This window comes from Labrys sp. (in: a-proteobacteria) (assembly GCF_047605565.1).
Lineage (GTDB): Bacteria > Pseudomonadota > Alphaproteobacteria > Rhizobiales > Labraceae > Labrys > Labrys neptuniae.
On the sequence record NZ_JASGFM010000056.1, the window covers coordinates 1 to 16,066 of the forward strand.

General features: G+C 63.4%; 15 protein-coding genes. 5 read left to right on the plus strand and 10 right to left on the minus strand.

Going from position 1 to position 16,066, the window contains the following annotated elements:
• Nucleotides 1-186 precede the first annotated feature (186 nt).
• From QM672_RS29940 to QM672_RS29975, 8 genes are all read right to left on the minus strand, one after another.
• Nucleotides 187-1,818, minus strand: a complete 1,632-nt coding sequence (locus tag QM672_RS29940) for a molecular chaperone GroEL (RefSeq protein WP_415086976.1) — start codon at nucleotides 1,816-1,818, stop codon at nucleotides 187-189.
• 59 nt (nucleotides 1,819-1,877) lie between these two features.
• A complete protein-coding gene (locus tag QM672_RS29945) occupies nucleotides 1,878-2,687 on the minus strand; it encodes an iron-sulfur cluster assembly protein (protein WP_415086978.1) in 810 nt (269 codons plus the stop codon).
• A 5-nt stretch (nucleotides 2,688-2,692) separates the two neighbouring features.
• A complete protein-coding gene (locus QM672_RS29950; RefSeq protein WP_068297695.1) occupies nucleotides 2,693-3,715 on the minus strand; it encodes an amidohydrolase family protein in 1,023 nt (340 codons plus the stop codon).
• Nucleotides 3,716-4,049: 334 nt separating this feature from the next.
• A complete protein-coding gene (locus QM672_RS29955) occupies nucleotides 4,050-5,126 on the minus strand; it encodes an NAD(P)-dependent alcohol dehydrogenase (RefSeq protein WP_311943324.1) in 1,077 nt (358 codons plus the stop codon).
• Between the two features lie 80 nt (nucleotides 5,127-5,206).
• On the minus strand, nucleotides 5,207-5,575 hold the full coding sequence (locus QM672_RS29960; RefSeq protein WP_149250175.1) for an MmoB/DmpM family protein: 369 nt from the start codon (nucleotides 5,573-5,575) through the stop codon (nucleotides 5,207-5,209).
• Nucleotides 5,576-5,608: 33 nt separating this feature from the next.
• Entirely contained in the window at nucleotides 5,609-6,667 is a 1,059-nt protein-coding gene (locus QM672_RS29965) for an aromatic/alkene monooxygenase hydroxylase subunit beta (RefSeq protein WP_415086981.1), read from the minus strand.
• 53 nt (nucleotides 6,668-6,720) lie between these two features.
• Nucleotides 6,721-7,785, minus strand: coding sequence for an NADH:ubiquinone reductase (Na(+)-transporting) subunit F (locus QM672_RS29970; protein WP_415086983.1), 1,065 nt, complete (start codon nucleotides 7,783-7,785; stop codon nucleotides 6,721-6,723).
• A gap of 104 nt (nucleotides 7,786-7,889) precedes the next feature.
• Nucleotides 7,890-9,563 (minus strand): aromatic/alkene/methane monooxygenase hydroxylase/oxygenase subunit alpha, encoded by a 1,674-nt coding sequence (locus tag QM672_RS29975; protein ID WP_376717757.1) that lies wholly within the window; start codon nucleotides 9,561-9,563, stop codon nucleotides 7,890-7,892.
• A 520-nt stretch (nucleotides 9,564-10,083) separates the two neighbouring features.
• Here QM672_RS29975 and QM672_RS29980 point away from each other — a divergent pair.
• The 4 genes from QM672_RS29980 to QM672_RS29995 are packed head-to-tail and all read left to right on the plus strand — an operon-like array spanning nucleotide 10,084 to nucleotide 12,216.
• Entirely contained in the window at nucleotides 10,084-10,560 is a 477-nt protein-coding gene (locus tag QM672_RS29980) for a hypothetical protein (RefSeq protein WP_367626760.1), read from the plus strand.
• Entirely contained in the window at nucleotides 10,557-10,898 is a 342-nt protein-coding gene (locus QM672_RS29985; protein WP_415086985.1) for a hypothetical protein, read from the plus strand. The genes QM672_RS29980 and QM672_RS29985 overlap by 4 nt, the downstream gene beginning before the upstream one ends.
• Nucleotides 10,895-12,007, plus strand: coding sequence for a hypothetical protein (locus QM672_RS29990; RefSeq protein WP_311943336.1), 1,113 nt, complete (start codon nucleotides 10,895-10,897; stop codon nucleotides 12,005-12,007). The genes QM672_RS29985 and QM672_RS29990 overlap by 4 nt, the downstream gene beginning before the upstream one ends.
• Nucleotides 12,008-12,039: 32 nt before the next feature.
• Entirely contained in the window at nucleotides 12,040-12,216 is a 177-nt protein-coding gene (locus QM672_RS29995) for a hypothetical protein (protein WP_311943337.1), read from the plus strand.
• 45 nt (nucleotides 12,217-12,261) lie between these two features.
• Here QM672_RS29995 and QM672_RS30000 read toward each other — a convergent pair whose 3' ends face one another.
• On the minus strand, nucleotides 12,262-12,477 hold the full coding sequence (locus tag QM672_RS30000; RefSeq protein ID WP_311943339.1) for a ribbon-helix-helix domain-containing protein: 216 nt from the start codon (nucleotides 12,475-12,477) through the stop codon (nucleotides 12,262-12,264).
• Between the two features lie 166 nt (nucleotides 12,478-12,643).
• A complete protein-coding gene (locus tag QM672_RS30005; RefSeq protein ID WP_367626763.1) occupies nucleotides 12,644-13,696 on the minus strand; it encodes an NAD(P)-dependent alcohol dehydrogenase in 1,053 nt (350 codons plus the stop codon).
• Nucleotides 13,697-13,918: 222 nt separating this feature from the next.
• On the opposite strand from QM672_RS30005, the gene QM672_RS30010 reads away from it, so the two are divergent.
• Nucleotides 13,919-15,769, plus strand: coding sequence for a sigma-54-dependent Fis family transcriptional regulator (locus QM672_RS30010; RefSeq protein ID WP_367626764.1), 1,851 nt, complete (start codon nucleotides 13,919-13,921; stop codon nucleotides 15,767-15,769).
• Nucleotides 15,770-16,066: the final 297 nt, after the last annotated feature.

Here is a 16,066-nt window from a genome sequence, read left to right on the forward strand (position 1 = left end):
CGCTACCGGGCACTTGCCGGTGTTCGGCGTATCGCTTCCGTCCATCATTGCCTCCGTATCTGCATCGCTCGAATGGGCGCGGGCCGGCGCAAGGCCGAACCTGGCCTGCCCGGACAAAGCGTGTCGCCTTGTCCGGGGTTTCGATGTGAAAGACCCTTGTCTATTTCGCTCGGGCGGCAGCGCCGTTCAGGCGCGGCCGAGTTTTTCGGCTCCGCCCCCAAGGGCCGGGCCGGCAGTCGGGTCCTCGTCTTCGGCGAGATCACCGACCAGGGTCTCCGTCGTGAGGATCAGCTTGGCGACCGAGGCGGCATTGGTCAGGGCGGCGCAGGTGACGCGAACGGGATCGATGATGCCGGCCTCATACATGTTCTGGTATTCGCCGAGCGCGGCGTTGTAGCCGAAACCGCCATTGACGCTCGACACCTTCGCCACCACCGCTTCGGGATCCCCGCCGGCATTGGCGACGATGCGCCAGAGCGGGCGCGTCAGCACCGATTTCACCAGGCGGACGCCTGCCGCGACGTCCCCGTCGAGCCTGGCAAGCAGGGGATCGAGCACCGGCCCGATCTGGGCCAGGGCAGAGCCCCCGCCGGCGACCACGCCCTCATCGAGCGCGGCCCGTACGGCAGAAAGGGAATCCTCGATCAATTGGATGGTACGCTTCTGCTCGACCGGCGTGACGCCGCCGGCATAGAGCACGGCCGTGCCGCCGGAGAGCTTGGCGAGACGCTCGCGCAATTTGTCCTGCTCGATAGTGGGCGGCGCGTTCTCGAACTGATGCTGGACCTGGGTGCGGCGCGCGGCGATCGCCGCCTTGTCGCCGCCGCCATGGATGATCGCCGTATGGGTGGCGCTCGTGCGCACCCGTTCCGCGCTGCCGAGATCGGCGGCCTCGATCTGTTCGAGCCTGCCGCCGAGATCGCGGGCGATAACGCGCCCGCCGGTGATGATGGCCAGATCCTCCAGCAGCGCCTTGCGCCAATGGCCGTACTCGGGCGGATGCACGATCAGATATTTGCCGGCGCCGCTACGCCCGAGCAGCGTCACGACCACCTCGGGCGAGACCTCCTCGGCCACGATCAGCAGCGGCCTGCCGGCCTTGTCGGCGATCGCGCGCGCGGCATCCAGCGAGGCGGGGTCCTTGATCTTCAGATCGGTCAGCAGGATCAGCGGGCGTTCCAGCACCGCCTGCATCTTCTCCACATCGGTGACCATGTGGTGGGAGATATAGCCGCGGTCGAAGGACATGCCCTCGACGACGTCGAGCGTAGTCTCGGTGGTGATGCTGAAATCGGTGGTGATGATGCCGTCGGCACCGACCTTCTCGAAAGCTTCGGCCACCAGGTTGCCGAGCCGGGCATCGGTGGCTGCGATATTGGCGACGGCCGCCAGGGCGCCATTCTCGCGAGCCGGGCGCGCGCTGGATTTCAGCGACGACACCACGGCGTTGACGGCAAGGTCTATGCCCTTCACGAGGTCGACGGCCTTGGCGCCCTGCTCGTTGGCCTCGACGCCCTTCTGGACCAGGGCGTTGGCGAGGACGATGGCCGTGGTGGTGCCGTCGCCGGCGATCTCGTTGGTCTGCATCGAGACTTCGCGCACCACCTGGGCGCCCATATTCTCGAAACGATCGTGCAATTCGATCTCCGAGGCGATGGAAACGCCGTCGCGCGTCACCATCGGCGTGCCGATCGGCCGGTCGATCATGGCATTCATGCCTTTGGGGCCGAGTGTCGGCTCTACGGCGGCTGCAAGCTGGTGGACGCCGCGGGCAAGGGCTCGGCGGGCGTGCGAATTGTGAAGCATCAATTTGGGCATGGCTCCTCCTTCCGCCCTGGCGGGCGGTTGTTGTCGGCCTCGGGCGGCGAGGCCTCGGTTCAGCTGTTGACGGCGGGCGCGTTCCCAGCGGCAGGCGGCACACGGTCGAGGATGAAGTCGACCAGCGTCGGTTCGCCATCCGTGAACTCGGCCTGCTTGTACCGGGTCTGCTTGAGGCCACGGCACAGGGCGCCGTTGAACTCCATGTTGATCCGCAGGCTGCGCAGGTCTCCGAGATAGGAGGCCAGCGTCGCCGCGGTGAGGGGGACGCCCTCCCAGGTCCTGAAGACGCCGTCTCCCCGACCGATTTGGGGATGGCGCTCGAGCAGGGCCTGACGATAGCGCGGCTTCTGGGCCACCGCTTCCTCTCCCGCGAGCTGCGTCGCATCGAAGGCCGGCAGGTCCATGGCAAGGATGGCGTCGTCGCCGAGGCCGGCCTGGCGCAATCCCAGCAGCACGGCCTCCTGCCGCCGCTTATAGGCCTTGGCACGGAACGTCTCGCGCAAGGCCGTGAGGTCGAGATCCCCGGTCATCTCCCCGAAGACCTGGCCGAAGCTCTTGCCCGCCGCGATGCCCCGGTTGACCTCGTCGGCGAACATGTGATCCTGCAGCTGGACCCGATAGGCTGGCTTCCAGGACAGCGCCTCGAGCGCCTCGCGCACACCATCGAGCATCAGGAAGGCGAAGTTGGGCGAGCACCAATAGGTGGGCAGCCTGAATTCGACCTCCACCGACGCATTGTCCAGGATCTCGGCGCGCTCGACGAAGCCCATATTGGTGACGGGCTCGTCGAGTTCTGGGTCGTTGACCTCGGACAGCCGCCGCCAGAGTTCGGCCTGGCGGCGACCGCGGAGCGCAGCGCTCATCATGCGCTTCACTCCGCCGCGATCGACAGGGGCGCCTTGGCGAGAGCCGCCTTCTTGGCCGCGATGTCGATGTCGTAGAGGCGCGCTGCGTTGAGGCCCAAGATCTTCTCCTTGATCTCGGGGGTGAGATCGACCCCGCGCTCGCGCTTGATGTCCTCGGGCAGTTCGAAGGCCCAGAATTTCTCGACCAGCCAGCGCGGTGTCCAGATCGCGTAGTCGGAGCCGAACAGGATCTTGTCCGGGCCGAGCCAGAACAGGAGCTCGGCGATCACCTCGGCGAAGTAGCGTGGGCGCGAATGGATGAAGGGCAGGGCGACGGCAAGGCCACCATAGACATTGGTTTCCTGCACGGCGATCCAGCAGAAATCGTCCAGGCGAGGCAGGCCGCAATGCTCGACGATCCAGTTCAGGTTCTGGAAGTCGGTGGCCGCGTCGTCGACGTCGCCCACGTTGAAGGCGTCCTTGCTGAGCGGGATGATCGTCGGGCCCTTGTGGACGTGGACGTTGCGGATGCCGAGCTTCTCGCACAGTTCGAAGCAGCGATAGGCGTTGGGATCGGTCAGCTTCCACCCGCGGGAATCCCCATGCCACTCGGCCGTGTACATCTTCACGCCCTTGATGTCGTAGGTCTCCTTCATGAAGTGGATATATTCGAGCGCGGCCTCGCCGTCGCGCGGATCGAAGGAGCCGTTGACGATGAAGCGCTCGGGATAGCGCTTGGCCATCTCGGCATTGCGCTCGAGCGTGTTGAAGCCCTGCTTGTAGAAATCCTTCAGATAGGTCGACTGCACGATGGCGACATCGTCAGGACCGTCGACGAACAGGTCGCGATAGAGGTCGTCGGCGCTGTATTTCTCGAACTTCTCCTTCGGCCAGAGCTGCTCCTTGGGGCTGAGCGCCGTGTGATAGGCATAGAAGCACTCCACGAACTGCTTGCCGTGAATGTTGCGCTGGTTTTCCGGGCTGCCGTCCCAGAAATGGGTGTGGCCGTCAACGACGAAAATTTCCTTGCCTTCGGGCGTGATATACATGGTTTCCTCCATTAGGATTTATCTGTAAGGCTCTGTTTCAATTGGATTGTTGGAACGCTTCCCACGAGGTTAGGGCGGGGGTGCTGCAGCTCCTCGATGGGCATGGCCGGAAGACAGGCGGGCCATCCGCGCGGTGCGCAGCGGGCATCCCGCACACCCCACGGATGTCGCCCCGTTGCAGGCATGGTCGCCCCGCATCGCCGTTTCCGCATCTTCCGGGTTGGCGCTGGGCTTATGCTCCGACAGGCCTATTCTCACGGTCGGGGCGTTGGCTTCGGAACAGGGGCCAAATGAAGCATCGAGCATGGTTCTCTCTCCCATCGCTGCCGGTTCGTCAGGTCGTGATGGCGACCTTCAGCACGCCGTCGCGCTGGTTGGCGAAGAGGTCGTAGGCCTCCTCGATCTGGTCGAGCTTGAAGCGGTGCGTGACCAGCCCGCCCAGATCGACCCGCCCTGAACTGACGACATCGAGCATGCGGCGCATGCGCTCCTTGCCGCCCGGGCACAGCGAGGTGCGGATCGATTTCTCGCCGAGGCCGGCGGCGAAGGCATCGAGCGGGATCTTCAGGTCCGACGAGTAGACGCCGAGGCTCGAGAGCACGCCGCCGGGCCGGAGGACACGCAGGGCGGCCTCGAAGGTTGCCTGCGTGCCGAGCGCCTCGATCGCCACGTCGACGCCGCGCCCGTCGGTCAGGCGCATGATGGCTTCGACGGGATCTTCTTGCTTGAAGTCCACCACGATGTCGGCGCCCAGGCGCTTGGCCATGGCCAGGCGGGCGGGCACCGTATCGACGGCGATGATGGTGGTCGCGCCCATTAGCCTGGCGCCGGCCGTGGCGCACAGGCCGATCGGTCCCTGCGCGAAGACGGCAACGACATCGCCGATCCGGATGCCGCCGGTTTCGGCGCCGGCAAAGCCGGTCGACATGATGTCCGGGCACATCAGAACCTGTTCGTCGCTCACCTCGTCCGGAATGGGGGCGAGATTGGCCATGGCATCGGGCACGCAGACGAACTCGGCCTGGCAGCCATCGATGGTGTTGCCGAATTTCCAGCCGCCGATGGCCTTCCAGCCATGCTTGGTACCGGCGCCGTCCTGCGAACCGCAGCCGCACAGGCAGGCATGGCTCCAGCCCGAGGGAGTGATGGCGCCGGCAACGACGCGTTGGCCTTCCTTGAACCCGCGTACCGACGAGCCGAGCTTTTCGATCACGCCGACCGGTTCATGGCCGATGGTCAGGCCCTTGGCGACGGGATATTCCCCCTTCAGGATATGAACGTCCGTTCCGCAGATCGTCGTCGTCGTGACGCGGATCAGGGCATCGGCGGGGCCGATCTCAGGGATGGGCTTGTCATCGAGAACGATGCGTCCCTTCTCGACAAAGATCGCGGCCTTCATTTTGCTTGGCATGACTGGCTACTCGTTTTCAGGCGTGCAGGGGGAAGGGCGATGCGCCAGGACGGCGCATCGCCCGCGATTTGCCGTCAGGCTCAGATGTATTCGAAGACCTCGTCCATATTGCCGAACAGGATCACGGTGTTGTCGTCGACCCTGACCATGCGGCCGTAATGGGTGGAGGTATTGACTTCGAAGATCTCCGCCGTCATCTCGCGGCCGAGATATTCGCTGATCTCGTCCATCTTGAAGATCAGCTTGCCGTCGCCGTCGATGCGGATCAGCGCGGGCTGATAGGTGACGATCACACCCTCCTTCTTGCCCATGAATTCCGCGATGGCGCGGGCCTCCACCGAGTCGTTCATGGTGACCCCGCACTGATGCGAGATGGTCTGCTCGAAGGTGATGTCCTTCATCGACTTGAAGATATTGGCGTGCGAGGAATCGCGGGCTGCCGTGGACATGGTCGTTTCTCCCTTTGGATGGTTGCCGGCCGGTCAGTCGTCGAGGCCGAGTTCGCGCAGGATCTGGCCGATCCGCTCCTGCGAGACGGCGCGGACATCCTCGAACGAGACGGGCTTGGAATGCGGCATCGACCAGATCGGCTGCAGGCCCAGCGCTGCCTTGTCGGCGAGGGCGCGGTGCTTCTTCAGCCAGCCCTTGAACAGCTGACGGTTGGCCGCGGCATGCTTCTCGTCATGGGCGAGCAGGTAGATCAGGTCGATGGTATTGGCGAGATTGCGCTCATAGTCGGCTTCGGCGGCCGAGATCACCGGCGGGGTGATGAAGTCGTGGTTGGCGGCCGCCACCTGCATCAGGAAGCCCGAACGGAAGAGTTCGCCCACGAGCGGCTCGAACACGATATTGATGGCGAAATACTGCTCCAGATAGTCTTCCGCGCCCATGATGGTCTCGATGGCTTCGCGGGTGCCCTGCCAGGTGCCGTCTTCCAGCCAGGTCTTCTTGCCGAGCTCGTCGTTCCAGCCGGGAATATCCATGCCGATCTCGGCCAGATAGAGCGTGATGTCCTGCGCCAGGCGCAGCTTGTAGGAAGAGTTGGTCAGCGTGGCGTTGTTGATCATCTGGGTGTAGCCGTAGCGCTGGGCCTGCATCAGCGAGGTGCCCAGTCCGAATTCGGCGTGCTTCCACGCACCCAGATGGTGCTGCAGGATGCTGACCCAGACCTTATCGAAGCTCTTGGGCGCGCCGGACTTGCGGCCATTGGCGATCACGCTCTGTACCATCGTCTCGATCTTGGACTGGCGTTGATAGTGGGTGCGCTCCCACTCCTGGTCGGGCGCCCGGAAGGCATGCCAGTTCGAGCTCTGCGCCAGCGTGTTGCCCTTGACATAGGCGCCATTGCCGTCGGCGAAATTGATGATCCAGTTCTGGATCAGATAGCGCTCCGGATCGGGCTGCACGTCGACCGTGACGTCCTCGTAATGGGTGGCGCGCTGCCCCCTGGGATCGAAATAGCGGTATTTGCGGCTGTCGGAATCGGCGAAGATCGCTGCACCGGCTGCGCCGGACCCGACCGAACTCGAAATGGCAGGCATGGTATTCACTCCCTGGTTGTGGTGCGTTTCGACGATCCGCCCGAGGGCGGCTCTTAGTGGCCGGGCGAGGTTGCGCCCGACGAGGTGGTGAACTTGTCGAAGAAGATGTGCTCGACCTCGAAGCCGTTCATGAACAGCACGGGCTGCAATGCATCGATCATGGGGGGAGGGCCGCAGGCATAGACGTCGCCCTGCCCATCGATGGCGAGTTCCTTGAGCTTGGCGCCCACGCTCTCATGCACGAAGCCGCGTTCACCCTGCCAGGTGCCGTCTTCTCCGGCATGCGAGAGCACGGGGATGAACTGCACCTCCGGATAGCGCTCGACCAAGGCCGAGATCCGGTCGAGATGGAACAGGTCGTCCTGCGTGCGGGCGCCGTAGAAGAAGTAGACCGGCCTTTGCTCGCCGCTGGCCAGGTGGTCGTTGAGGATCGACCAGACTGGCGACATGCCCGACCCGGCGCCGACCAGGATCAGGGGTCCTTGGCGTTCTTCACGTCGGAAGCAGGTGCCATAGGGGCCGACGATGGCGACTTCGGCTCCGACCCGGATTCCGCCGGCGTCGAGTTCCCCGGAGAATCGTCCCTCAGGGTACTTCTTGATGATGAATGAGAGTTTCTGGGTTTCGTCCGGCGTATTTGCCATGGAAAACGAGCGCGTAAGCGTCTCCCCTTTTTCCGTGGTGACTGTGATGTCGACATATTGGCCGGCCCAGAATTTCATCGGGGAACTGAGCGTGATCTCGATGCCGCGAATATCGTGGGTGAGGCGTTCGATTTTCTCGATGCGGCCCTGATAACTCTTCACGGCGATCGATTTGGACAGGACTTCCTCGTCATAGTTGAGGAGTTCGACTTCCATGTCCGAATAGGCGATCGAGCGGCACAGAAGGATGTGGCCGCTATCCTTCTCCATGTCGTTCAACGCAAAGGTCGAGTATTTCAGCATGTCGACTTCGCCGTCGAGCAAGACGCATTTGCAGGCCGAGCATTGCCCTTCCTTGCAGCCGTGCGGCAGCGCGATGCCCTGACGAAAGGCTGCGTTCAGCACGGTCTCGCCGTCCTCAACTTCAAATTCGACGCCGACGGGTTCCAGGCGCACAGTGTGGGCCACGCTCATCGGTCCTTCCTCCAAGACTGTCCCGTGCCCCCTCCCGGTGAAGAGAGGGGGCGTGATCCTTTCGCTTGCAGAAGCCGCCGGGCGGCGTCCGCGAAGCGGCAGGTTCAGTGGCAGGGGTTGATGGTGAAGCCGGCGCGATACTCAGCCAGATGCTTCTCGCGATCGGCGGGAGTCATCTCACGCAGCAGCGTCAGCGGCGACAGGATGGTGTGGCCCTTGACGTCGTCGAGCGTCCACATTTCCTTGGCATCGAAGCGCAGATGCGGCTGCGGGATCAGGGTTTCGCCGTCCGAGCGCACGAAGTTGAGATCCTTCATGGCCTCGGCGAGATCCCAGCCGTGATACAGCGTCTCCCATTCGCGCTTGCCGCTGAAGCGGCCCATCGCCGGGGTCGGACGTCCCTGGTACTCGTCGGAGAAGGCCTCCACCGCCGTCCAGCGATCGAGTTCATGCGCGAAGGTGTGCAGCTTGCCGTCGATTTCGTCGACGACCATGTCCTCGCGGATCAGGCAGGGAACCAGGCAACTCCAGCAGCGATGCGGATAGACGTAGCCCACCTGTTCGTTGAAGGTGAGGATCTTCTCGCCGCGGTGGCTCAGCTTGTCGTGCCATTTCCAGAATTCGCCGAACTGTGCATACCAGCCCGGATATTTATGCTCGAACCACTCGAAGTCCTTGTCCGTCTGGGCTTCGATGCGCCAGAAATTGAGCGGCCAGCCGACGGTGAAGAACTGGGCCACCTTGTGGACGTAGAATTTCTCGGTGATGCGCTTCCAGGCTTCCTGAACGTCGTCGTGATGGATCTTGATGCCGTATTTTTCCAACGGCAGCATATAGGTGCGGTAGTAGTCCTCGAAGATCCAGCGGTGCCACATCTCCGCATAGGATTCCTTGTTCTTGTCGCGGTTGGTGGTGCCGTATTCGATGAAGGTGCCGATGGCGGCGTCGACGATGGCGTGGTTCTGCCAGAAGGCATAACGCAGGTCGCGCTCGAGCAGCAGGTGGTTTTCGGGCTCCTTGAGGGCGGCCATCAGCAGGGAGTGGCCATTGCCGATATGGCGGCTCTCGTCCGACTGCACCGAAAGGAACACGGTCGGCAGGGCATAGTCGCCATTGCGGGCGGCCTCCGAGGGCATGGCCACGAACAGCGTGTTGGTGAAGGCGGTTTCGGCGACGACGGTCAGGTACATGCAGGCCGCGGTCATGGTATCGCCGGTGATGAAACCTTCACCGAACTGGCGGCCGATCGTGGTGGCATAGCATTTGCCGAAGGCCTCTTCGGTGATGTCGAAGCCGGCCGGATCGATATAGTTCTCCATGTACCACTTCTTCAGGTTCATCTGAATGGTGGAATGGCGGAACTCGTCGACCATCTGCATGGTGAAGCCGGTGCGCAGGTCCTCGCCGGGCGCAAGCCTCGCCACCATCGCCATCGAGCGGGCGGCCGAGATTTCCGGGAAGGGGATGATGGCGAGGAAGAGTTTCATCCACTCCACCCAGCGCGGCTCGACATTGCGGAACATGTCGCCGCGCAAGGCGGCATCGAGCGCACCATAGACGCGGTTGTCCTTTTCCTCCTGCATCGGGAAATAGGAACGCAGCACCTGCTTCATCGGATCGCGCGGCGCTTTGCTGATCTTGTAGTCCGTCGGGAAGGTCATCGCTTCCTGGACATAGGTCGGGTTCCAGCCGAGATCGGATATCTTCTTGGTCGCCTCGCCGACGGAAATGCCGCGCTGCGAGGTTATCTTGTTGAGCGTCAAAGACGTCATAGCCATGAGCCTCCACCAGATTGCGCCACGAACCCCCATGGTTCGGGCGGGGAGCGGCAGGTATCGCCGCCGATGAGTGCGGGCGGCCGGTTCAGGGGACATGGCGTGCCACCATCCGGCTGCTCGAGTGGATCACGGCAAAGGTGTCTGGAGTGGTTCTGAACGCCTGGTGCGCAAGGCATGCGCGCCATGGCATTCCGACCTTGGGTTCCCCATTCCTTCGTTCTTTTGGCATCGCGCCGAAACGCGATGGGCTTCTTATGGAGAATGATGCAGCAAGGACCGTGCCAACTCACGACAAGCTCTAAATTGTGCAGCTTTAGGCGCCCTGGGTAGCATCGATATTCGCATGGGTCCTATTGGTGTAACATAACGTTACAGCTGTAATTTACAAATGTAACGCTATTTATCTATTTTGATATTTAACATATTTATTGATATTATTGACAGGTGAACTTATAGACAACTTAATCTCGTGGGTTATCCTGTCGGTATTATGACAACCCAACCATTCGGGGTCATGCCGATGTCTTCTCCCGACAATCCTCGATCGCCATCGGCTTTCGATGGGCCTGATGACAGCGAGGTCATCACGGACCTGCTGCGGCTGATGCCGCGCGACCTGATCTTTTCCATGCGCTTTCTGGGCGAAAGCCAGCTGCGCCTGCAGCGCCATTTCCACGACTTCATGATCGCCGAGCTGACATTGGCGGGGATTACGGCGGAAACCCATCCTTTGCTCCATGCCTTCGTGGAACGGCATGCCATCACGCTGCGCGATTTCGTCTTTTCGGGCGTTTCCCTGTCCCGGCAGTTTCGGGTGGAGGACATCGAACGCCTGACCGGCGACACCACCTCCCTGTTGCGTGTCGATATCTGGGACCAGCTCAGGAGCCATGTGGAAGCCGCTCAGCGCCAATTCAAAGCCCAACTGCCGGAGCTGCCGGCCTTGTTGTCCGGCTGGGAAAAGCCCAAGGCGGCCAAGGAAGAGAGGCGACAATGACCGCAGCAAATCCCAAGCACCAGGATCTGCTGGCGCGCCGGCTCGAATTGGTTGCCGGCTTGTCCGCGCTCAATGCGCAAGCCCTCAAGCTCACCCAGCTCCTTGCCGGCCTCGGGATGGAAGTGCTGCGCCTCGAGCTGGCATTGAAGCAGGCGCCGGCTGAAGGGGAGTTGGCGCGGGAATTGCTAGACGAACTGCGAACGGCGCACGAAAGCGCCGAAGCCGAGAGCGGCCGGCAAAGCCAATGTGCCGGACGCATCAAAACAGCCGAGCAGGAAATCGAGGCGCTCGATCGCCTGCTCCAGCAGGCAATGGAGCGGGAGGGGAGGACATCATGAACCAGCAAAGCAGACAGAACCCGACGCTGTTCGACCTGCTGGGACGCTGCTGGCAGCGACCTGCACCCGTCGCGGGCGTAAACTTCGATCGGCAGGGAGGTTCCGTCGCCTTTACGACCGCCGACGGAGCCATTGCCCTTGCTCCCGTGGCAGAAACGGAGGGACCGGAGAGCCGCATCCGGGTCAGCGGGGATCTCGGACAGACGAGGATCCTGCCGCGCACAAAGCCGCCGGCCCCCTTGACTGCGGTCGCAATGCAGGAAGGCGATGTTCCCCTCGTCGTTCCCTTCCATGCGGGTGGTTTCCTGGTCGGGACGGTCGATGGTGCGGTCAGGCCGGTTTCGGTACAAGGAGAGGTGCGCGAAGATTTCTTTCGCCTTGGCGGCCCCGTTCTGGCCCTCGATCATGCGGAGCAATCGGGCGTGACCGCCGTGTCGGACGGCAACGATCTGTACCTCCTGGACCAGGCGGCAAATGCCATCGCTCGCTCGCGGCCGGTGCTTCCCATTCCGGGGGCCCTCAAATTCTCGCCCGATGGCCGGCACCTGGCGGGATTGAGTGCGGACAATCTCGTCGTCATGGCGTTGGATCCGGCCTTGACGATCCAGCTGGTGGCAACGCTGCCTTCGCGGCCGACGGGTGTCCATTGGAACCGGCAGGCCGATCGCATTGCCTGCGGTCTGGAAATCGGCGGTCTTAGCGTCGTCGATGTTCCGCTTGGTCGGACCGACACCATCCTCGACTTTCCCGCACCGGTGCAAGACCTGGCCTGGGCGGCGGACGGGCAGTTGGTGGCATCGGGGGCCTATCGCATTGCAGCCTGGGGAACGGGTGCCGAGGCCGCCAGCCAGGCTTTGCTGACCGGCCATACCGGCCTGATCCTGGTGGAAGCTGTTGCCGCCCATCCCACGCGCGACCTGGTGGCGGCCGGCTATGCCGATGGCCGCATCGTGGTGGCGCGGCTCGGCGGGCGCGACGAACTCTTCGTGCGGCCGTTCGGCGCGGCCGTCACTGCGCTGGCCTGGTCGGCGGACGGGCGTCATCTCGCCGTCGGCGATGCGGAGGGCCAGGCCGCTCTCATCACCTTTCCGCCCCAGCTCTTCAAATAGGCGCAGCAGAGCGCCCATCACAGGAGGACGACATGCCGACAGAGCAGACCCGCGAGGAAGAGAGCAAGGATTTGTTCTTCCAGAAGCTGGAAACCCTCGCTCGCGAGATGATCGACACCCATGACAAGGATTTTGCCATGGGGGCGCTGATCCTGACGGCGCGCTGGATCGCCGAGGACCGGATCGTCAAGGTCGCAAAGGCGAGCTGAGACGATGGGAGAGGAGGCCGGAGCGACCCGGCCTCCCTCGGAGTGTCAGCCCTCCGGCGGGATCATCCCCCGGTAGAGCAGGCAGACGGTACGCAGGAGCGAGGCGAAATTGGGAGCGGCGCCGTGGCGCTCGAGGGCCTCCTCGTAAAGCACCGAAATCAGCCGGGAGGTCGAAAGCCCTTCCCGACGGGCCATTTCGTCGAGGACCTGCCAGAACGCCTCCTCCAGCCTCACCGTCGTCGAATGCCCGGCGATACGCATCGATCGGCTCGCCTTGCGAAAATGGAGCGGGCTCTGGCTCGTGAGGACCTTGCACATGGCGCGCCCTTTCAGCCTTGACGCCGCCCTCCCGCCGCCCCGCTCGTCCGGGCGCGGCAAGGGGAGGGGCCGACCTCCACCGATCGGGAGGAGGCCGGTGCTTTTCTCGTCACGGAATGAGGACAGCGCGACCATGGATCCTGCCGGCGTTGAGATCCTGGAGAGCCTTGTTGGCATCGGCCAACCGGTATTCCACCGTGGTCAGCTCGACCAGGCCTCGATCGGCCAGGGCCATCAGTTCGACGAGCTCGGCCCAGGTTCCGACCAGATTGCCGATGATGTTCTTTTCCGTGATGACCATGTCGACGGTGGGGACCCGGATGTCCTCGCCATAGCCGACGACATAATAGCTGCCGGCCGATCGGGTCATGGCGAGGCCCTTGGCCGTCGTGCCCTTCTCGCCGACGAAGTCGATCACGGCTTCGGCGCCGGCGCCACCGGTGAGTGCGAGCACGGCCTCCACCTCGTTGCCGTCTGCCTTCACCAGCTTGTCGGCTCCGATCTTGCCCGCCAACGCCAGGGAGGCGTCGGACTTGTCGACCACGATGACGTCGGCGGCACACATGGCCTTGAGGCATTGGATGCCGATATGGCCGAGGCCGCCGGCACCGATCACCACGCAGCTTTCCCCGGGCAGGAGGTGGCGCGTCGCTTTCTTGGCGGCGCGATAGGCGGTCAAGCCGGCATCGGCATAGGGCGCGACTTCCTTGGGCGCGAGTGTCTTGGGAAGCGGCACGATATTGCGTTCGGAGGTGCACAGGAACTCCGCATAGCCGCCGTTGCAGTCGAGCCCCGGAAAGCGGCCCGGGCCGTGCATGTCCATGCCGCGGCGGCAGGCCAGGCAGGTGCCGCCCGAGATCTTGGGATGGACGATGACGGGATCCCCGACCTTGATGCCTTCGACCTCCTTGCCGACCGCTTCGACCCAACCGGCATTTTCGTGCCCCATGATCAGTGGGAGCAGCTGGTCGCCGCTCGGGTCCATATGTGGGCGCCAGACGCCCTCGATGATGTGGAGATCGGTGCGGCATACACCCGCTCCGCCGATCCGCACGATGACGTCGTTCGACTTTTCGATCCTGGGATCGGGAACCTCCTGAAGATCGACCCACTGGCCGGCCCTCAGATCGTCGTCATAGCGGGTGAGCACTTGCGCCTTCATTGTCATTTCCTCCGCGAGCGCGGTCTTGTCCACGCTTCGACGGAACGGCAGCAATCCTCGTGCCAGAATGAATATATTAGGTTTTTCAAGGTGCTGCTTGAATTTCATCGAGCCGTTTGTGTCGCCAAACTGAACAGTTATGCGGGCGGTGTGTCCAATCGGCGTACAGATCTCCCAGGCAATGGCGTTGCCGGCCGGGCTGTCGAAATCGAGGAGTAGATCATGCAGATCCTGTCGGGAATGGACCGGGCCCGAAATGCCCTCGAGCGCGGTGATCGCCTGCCCGGCGGCACCTTGCCGGTGCCGATCGCCGAAAGCTGGCAGCGTTGCAGGGATCTGGGTCTCGATCCGCGTCTCCAGCCCCGCGGTGAGGTGGTGCCATTTGCGGCGGTGACGCGTCGGCGCCAGAAAATGGAGGGCCTGCGCCGGCTGGCTCTTGCCGAGATGCAGGTTCTCTATGCTCAGATCGCCGGCTCCAATCTGATGATCGCGCTGGCGGATGCGAGCGGCATGGTGCTCGACACCATCAGCGATCAGGCCTTCACGGAGAGCGTGGCAGGGCGCTCCATCCTTCCCGGCAGCCTGTGGGATGAGGCCCGGCGGGGCACCAACGCCCTCGGGCTGGCCAGTGACAGCAGCCAGCCGGTCGGCGTTTTCGGCCGGGAGCATTACTTTACCTGCCACGCCCATTTGAGCTGCATGGCGGCGCCCATCCTGGACTCGCATGGCCAGGTCCTGGGATTGCTCGATGCATCCTGCGCCAACGAGGCGCGGCAGCAGCATACGCATGCGCTGGTGCGCATGGCCGCGGCCCAGATCGAGAACGGGCTGATCTTCCAGGAATGCGCGGACAACTTCATCCTGGCCTTCCATCCGCGCGCGGAATATCTCGATACGCTCTCGGCAGGGCTGCTGGCTCTTTCGCGGGACGGTGTGGTCACGGCGCTCAACCGTCCCGGTTCCGCCTTGTTGTCCGGGCTGCCGACCGGCGCCGGTGTGAGTTTCGACACGCTGTTCGAGATGCCTTTTGCCAGGGCACTGGATGGCCTTCTGCGCGGGGGCGTCTTCCCCATACGCGATGCGGCCGGCAGTCAGGTCCTGATGGTCTGCCGCCAGATCGCTCCCGGGCTAACGGTTCGCAATCTGCGCCGGGAACCGCAGGCGATGCAGCATGGCAGGGCCGGACCCATGCCGGAGTTCGTCTGTGCGGACGAGACGTTGAAGGCCGCGATGGCCGACATCGGGCAAGCCGTCGCCATGGGCATGCCCGTTCATCTCACCGGTGAGACGGGCACCGGCAAGGAATTGATGGCGCGCCATATCCATGCGGTGAGCGGCCGGCGCGGGGAGTTCGTTGCCGTCAATTGCGGTGCCTTGGCCGAACAGCTCTTCGTCGCAGAGATCTTCGGCCATGAGCAGGGCGCCTTCACCAATGCCCGTGCGGAGGGATCGATCGGACTGGCGCGGCAGGCCGACGCGGGCACCTTGTTCCTCGACGAAGTCGCCGATGTTCCCCTGTCCGCCCAGACGGCTTTACTGCGTTTTCTCGATGCCATGGAAGTACGGCCTGTCGGGGGGCTGAAGATCCACAAGGTCGATGTCCAGATCATCTCCGCCACCAACCGCGATCTGGAGGCGATGGTGGCGGAGCGATCTTTCCGGGCCGACCTGCTCTACCGTCTCAACGGCCTCGTCCTGCATCTGCCGCCGCTGGCGGCCCGCACCGACTTTGTGCTCGTGGTCAAGCACCTGCTGCAGGAACTGGCCCCGGGAATGGCGATCACCGATGCCGCCATCGCGAGGCTGGCTCAACGCGAATGGCCCGGCAATATCCGCGAGCTTCGCAGCGCCCTCCAGCGCCTGCTCATGCGCCAACGGGGACCATTCGTCGACGAGACCTGCTTCGTCGATGGGTCGGAGGACGTGGGTGATGCTTGCCCGGCTTGCCGGGACCGGGGTCTGGCGCGCCGGGTCTGCCAGGAGATCAGGACGACATATCGCTCCTGCCGAAACGTCACGCATACGGCACGCGCTCTGGGACTGTCGCGAACCACGATATACAAGCATTTGTGAGCCGCTTGCGGAGTGACCCAAGTTCGAGGCGCGCCTTGCGCATCGACCTATCGAGGAGATCGCTTAGCGGCTGACAATCAGCGGCCTGGCCTGGCTTGATGCCAGGATCCACTCCAATGCCGAGTTGCTCCGGCCGATGTAAATCGTCGCCTCGATCATAATTTCGTCACTTCGGGCTGAATCATGTCTCCCGGGGTTGGCTAATGCGGCTACCCGTAATCTTGGCGCTTCGGTGCGCCGGTTTTCGAGCTGGCTGTGTCCCACGCTCCGTCTTCCCAACGACTCCGAGCGCGCCGT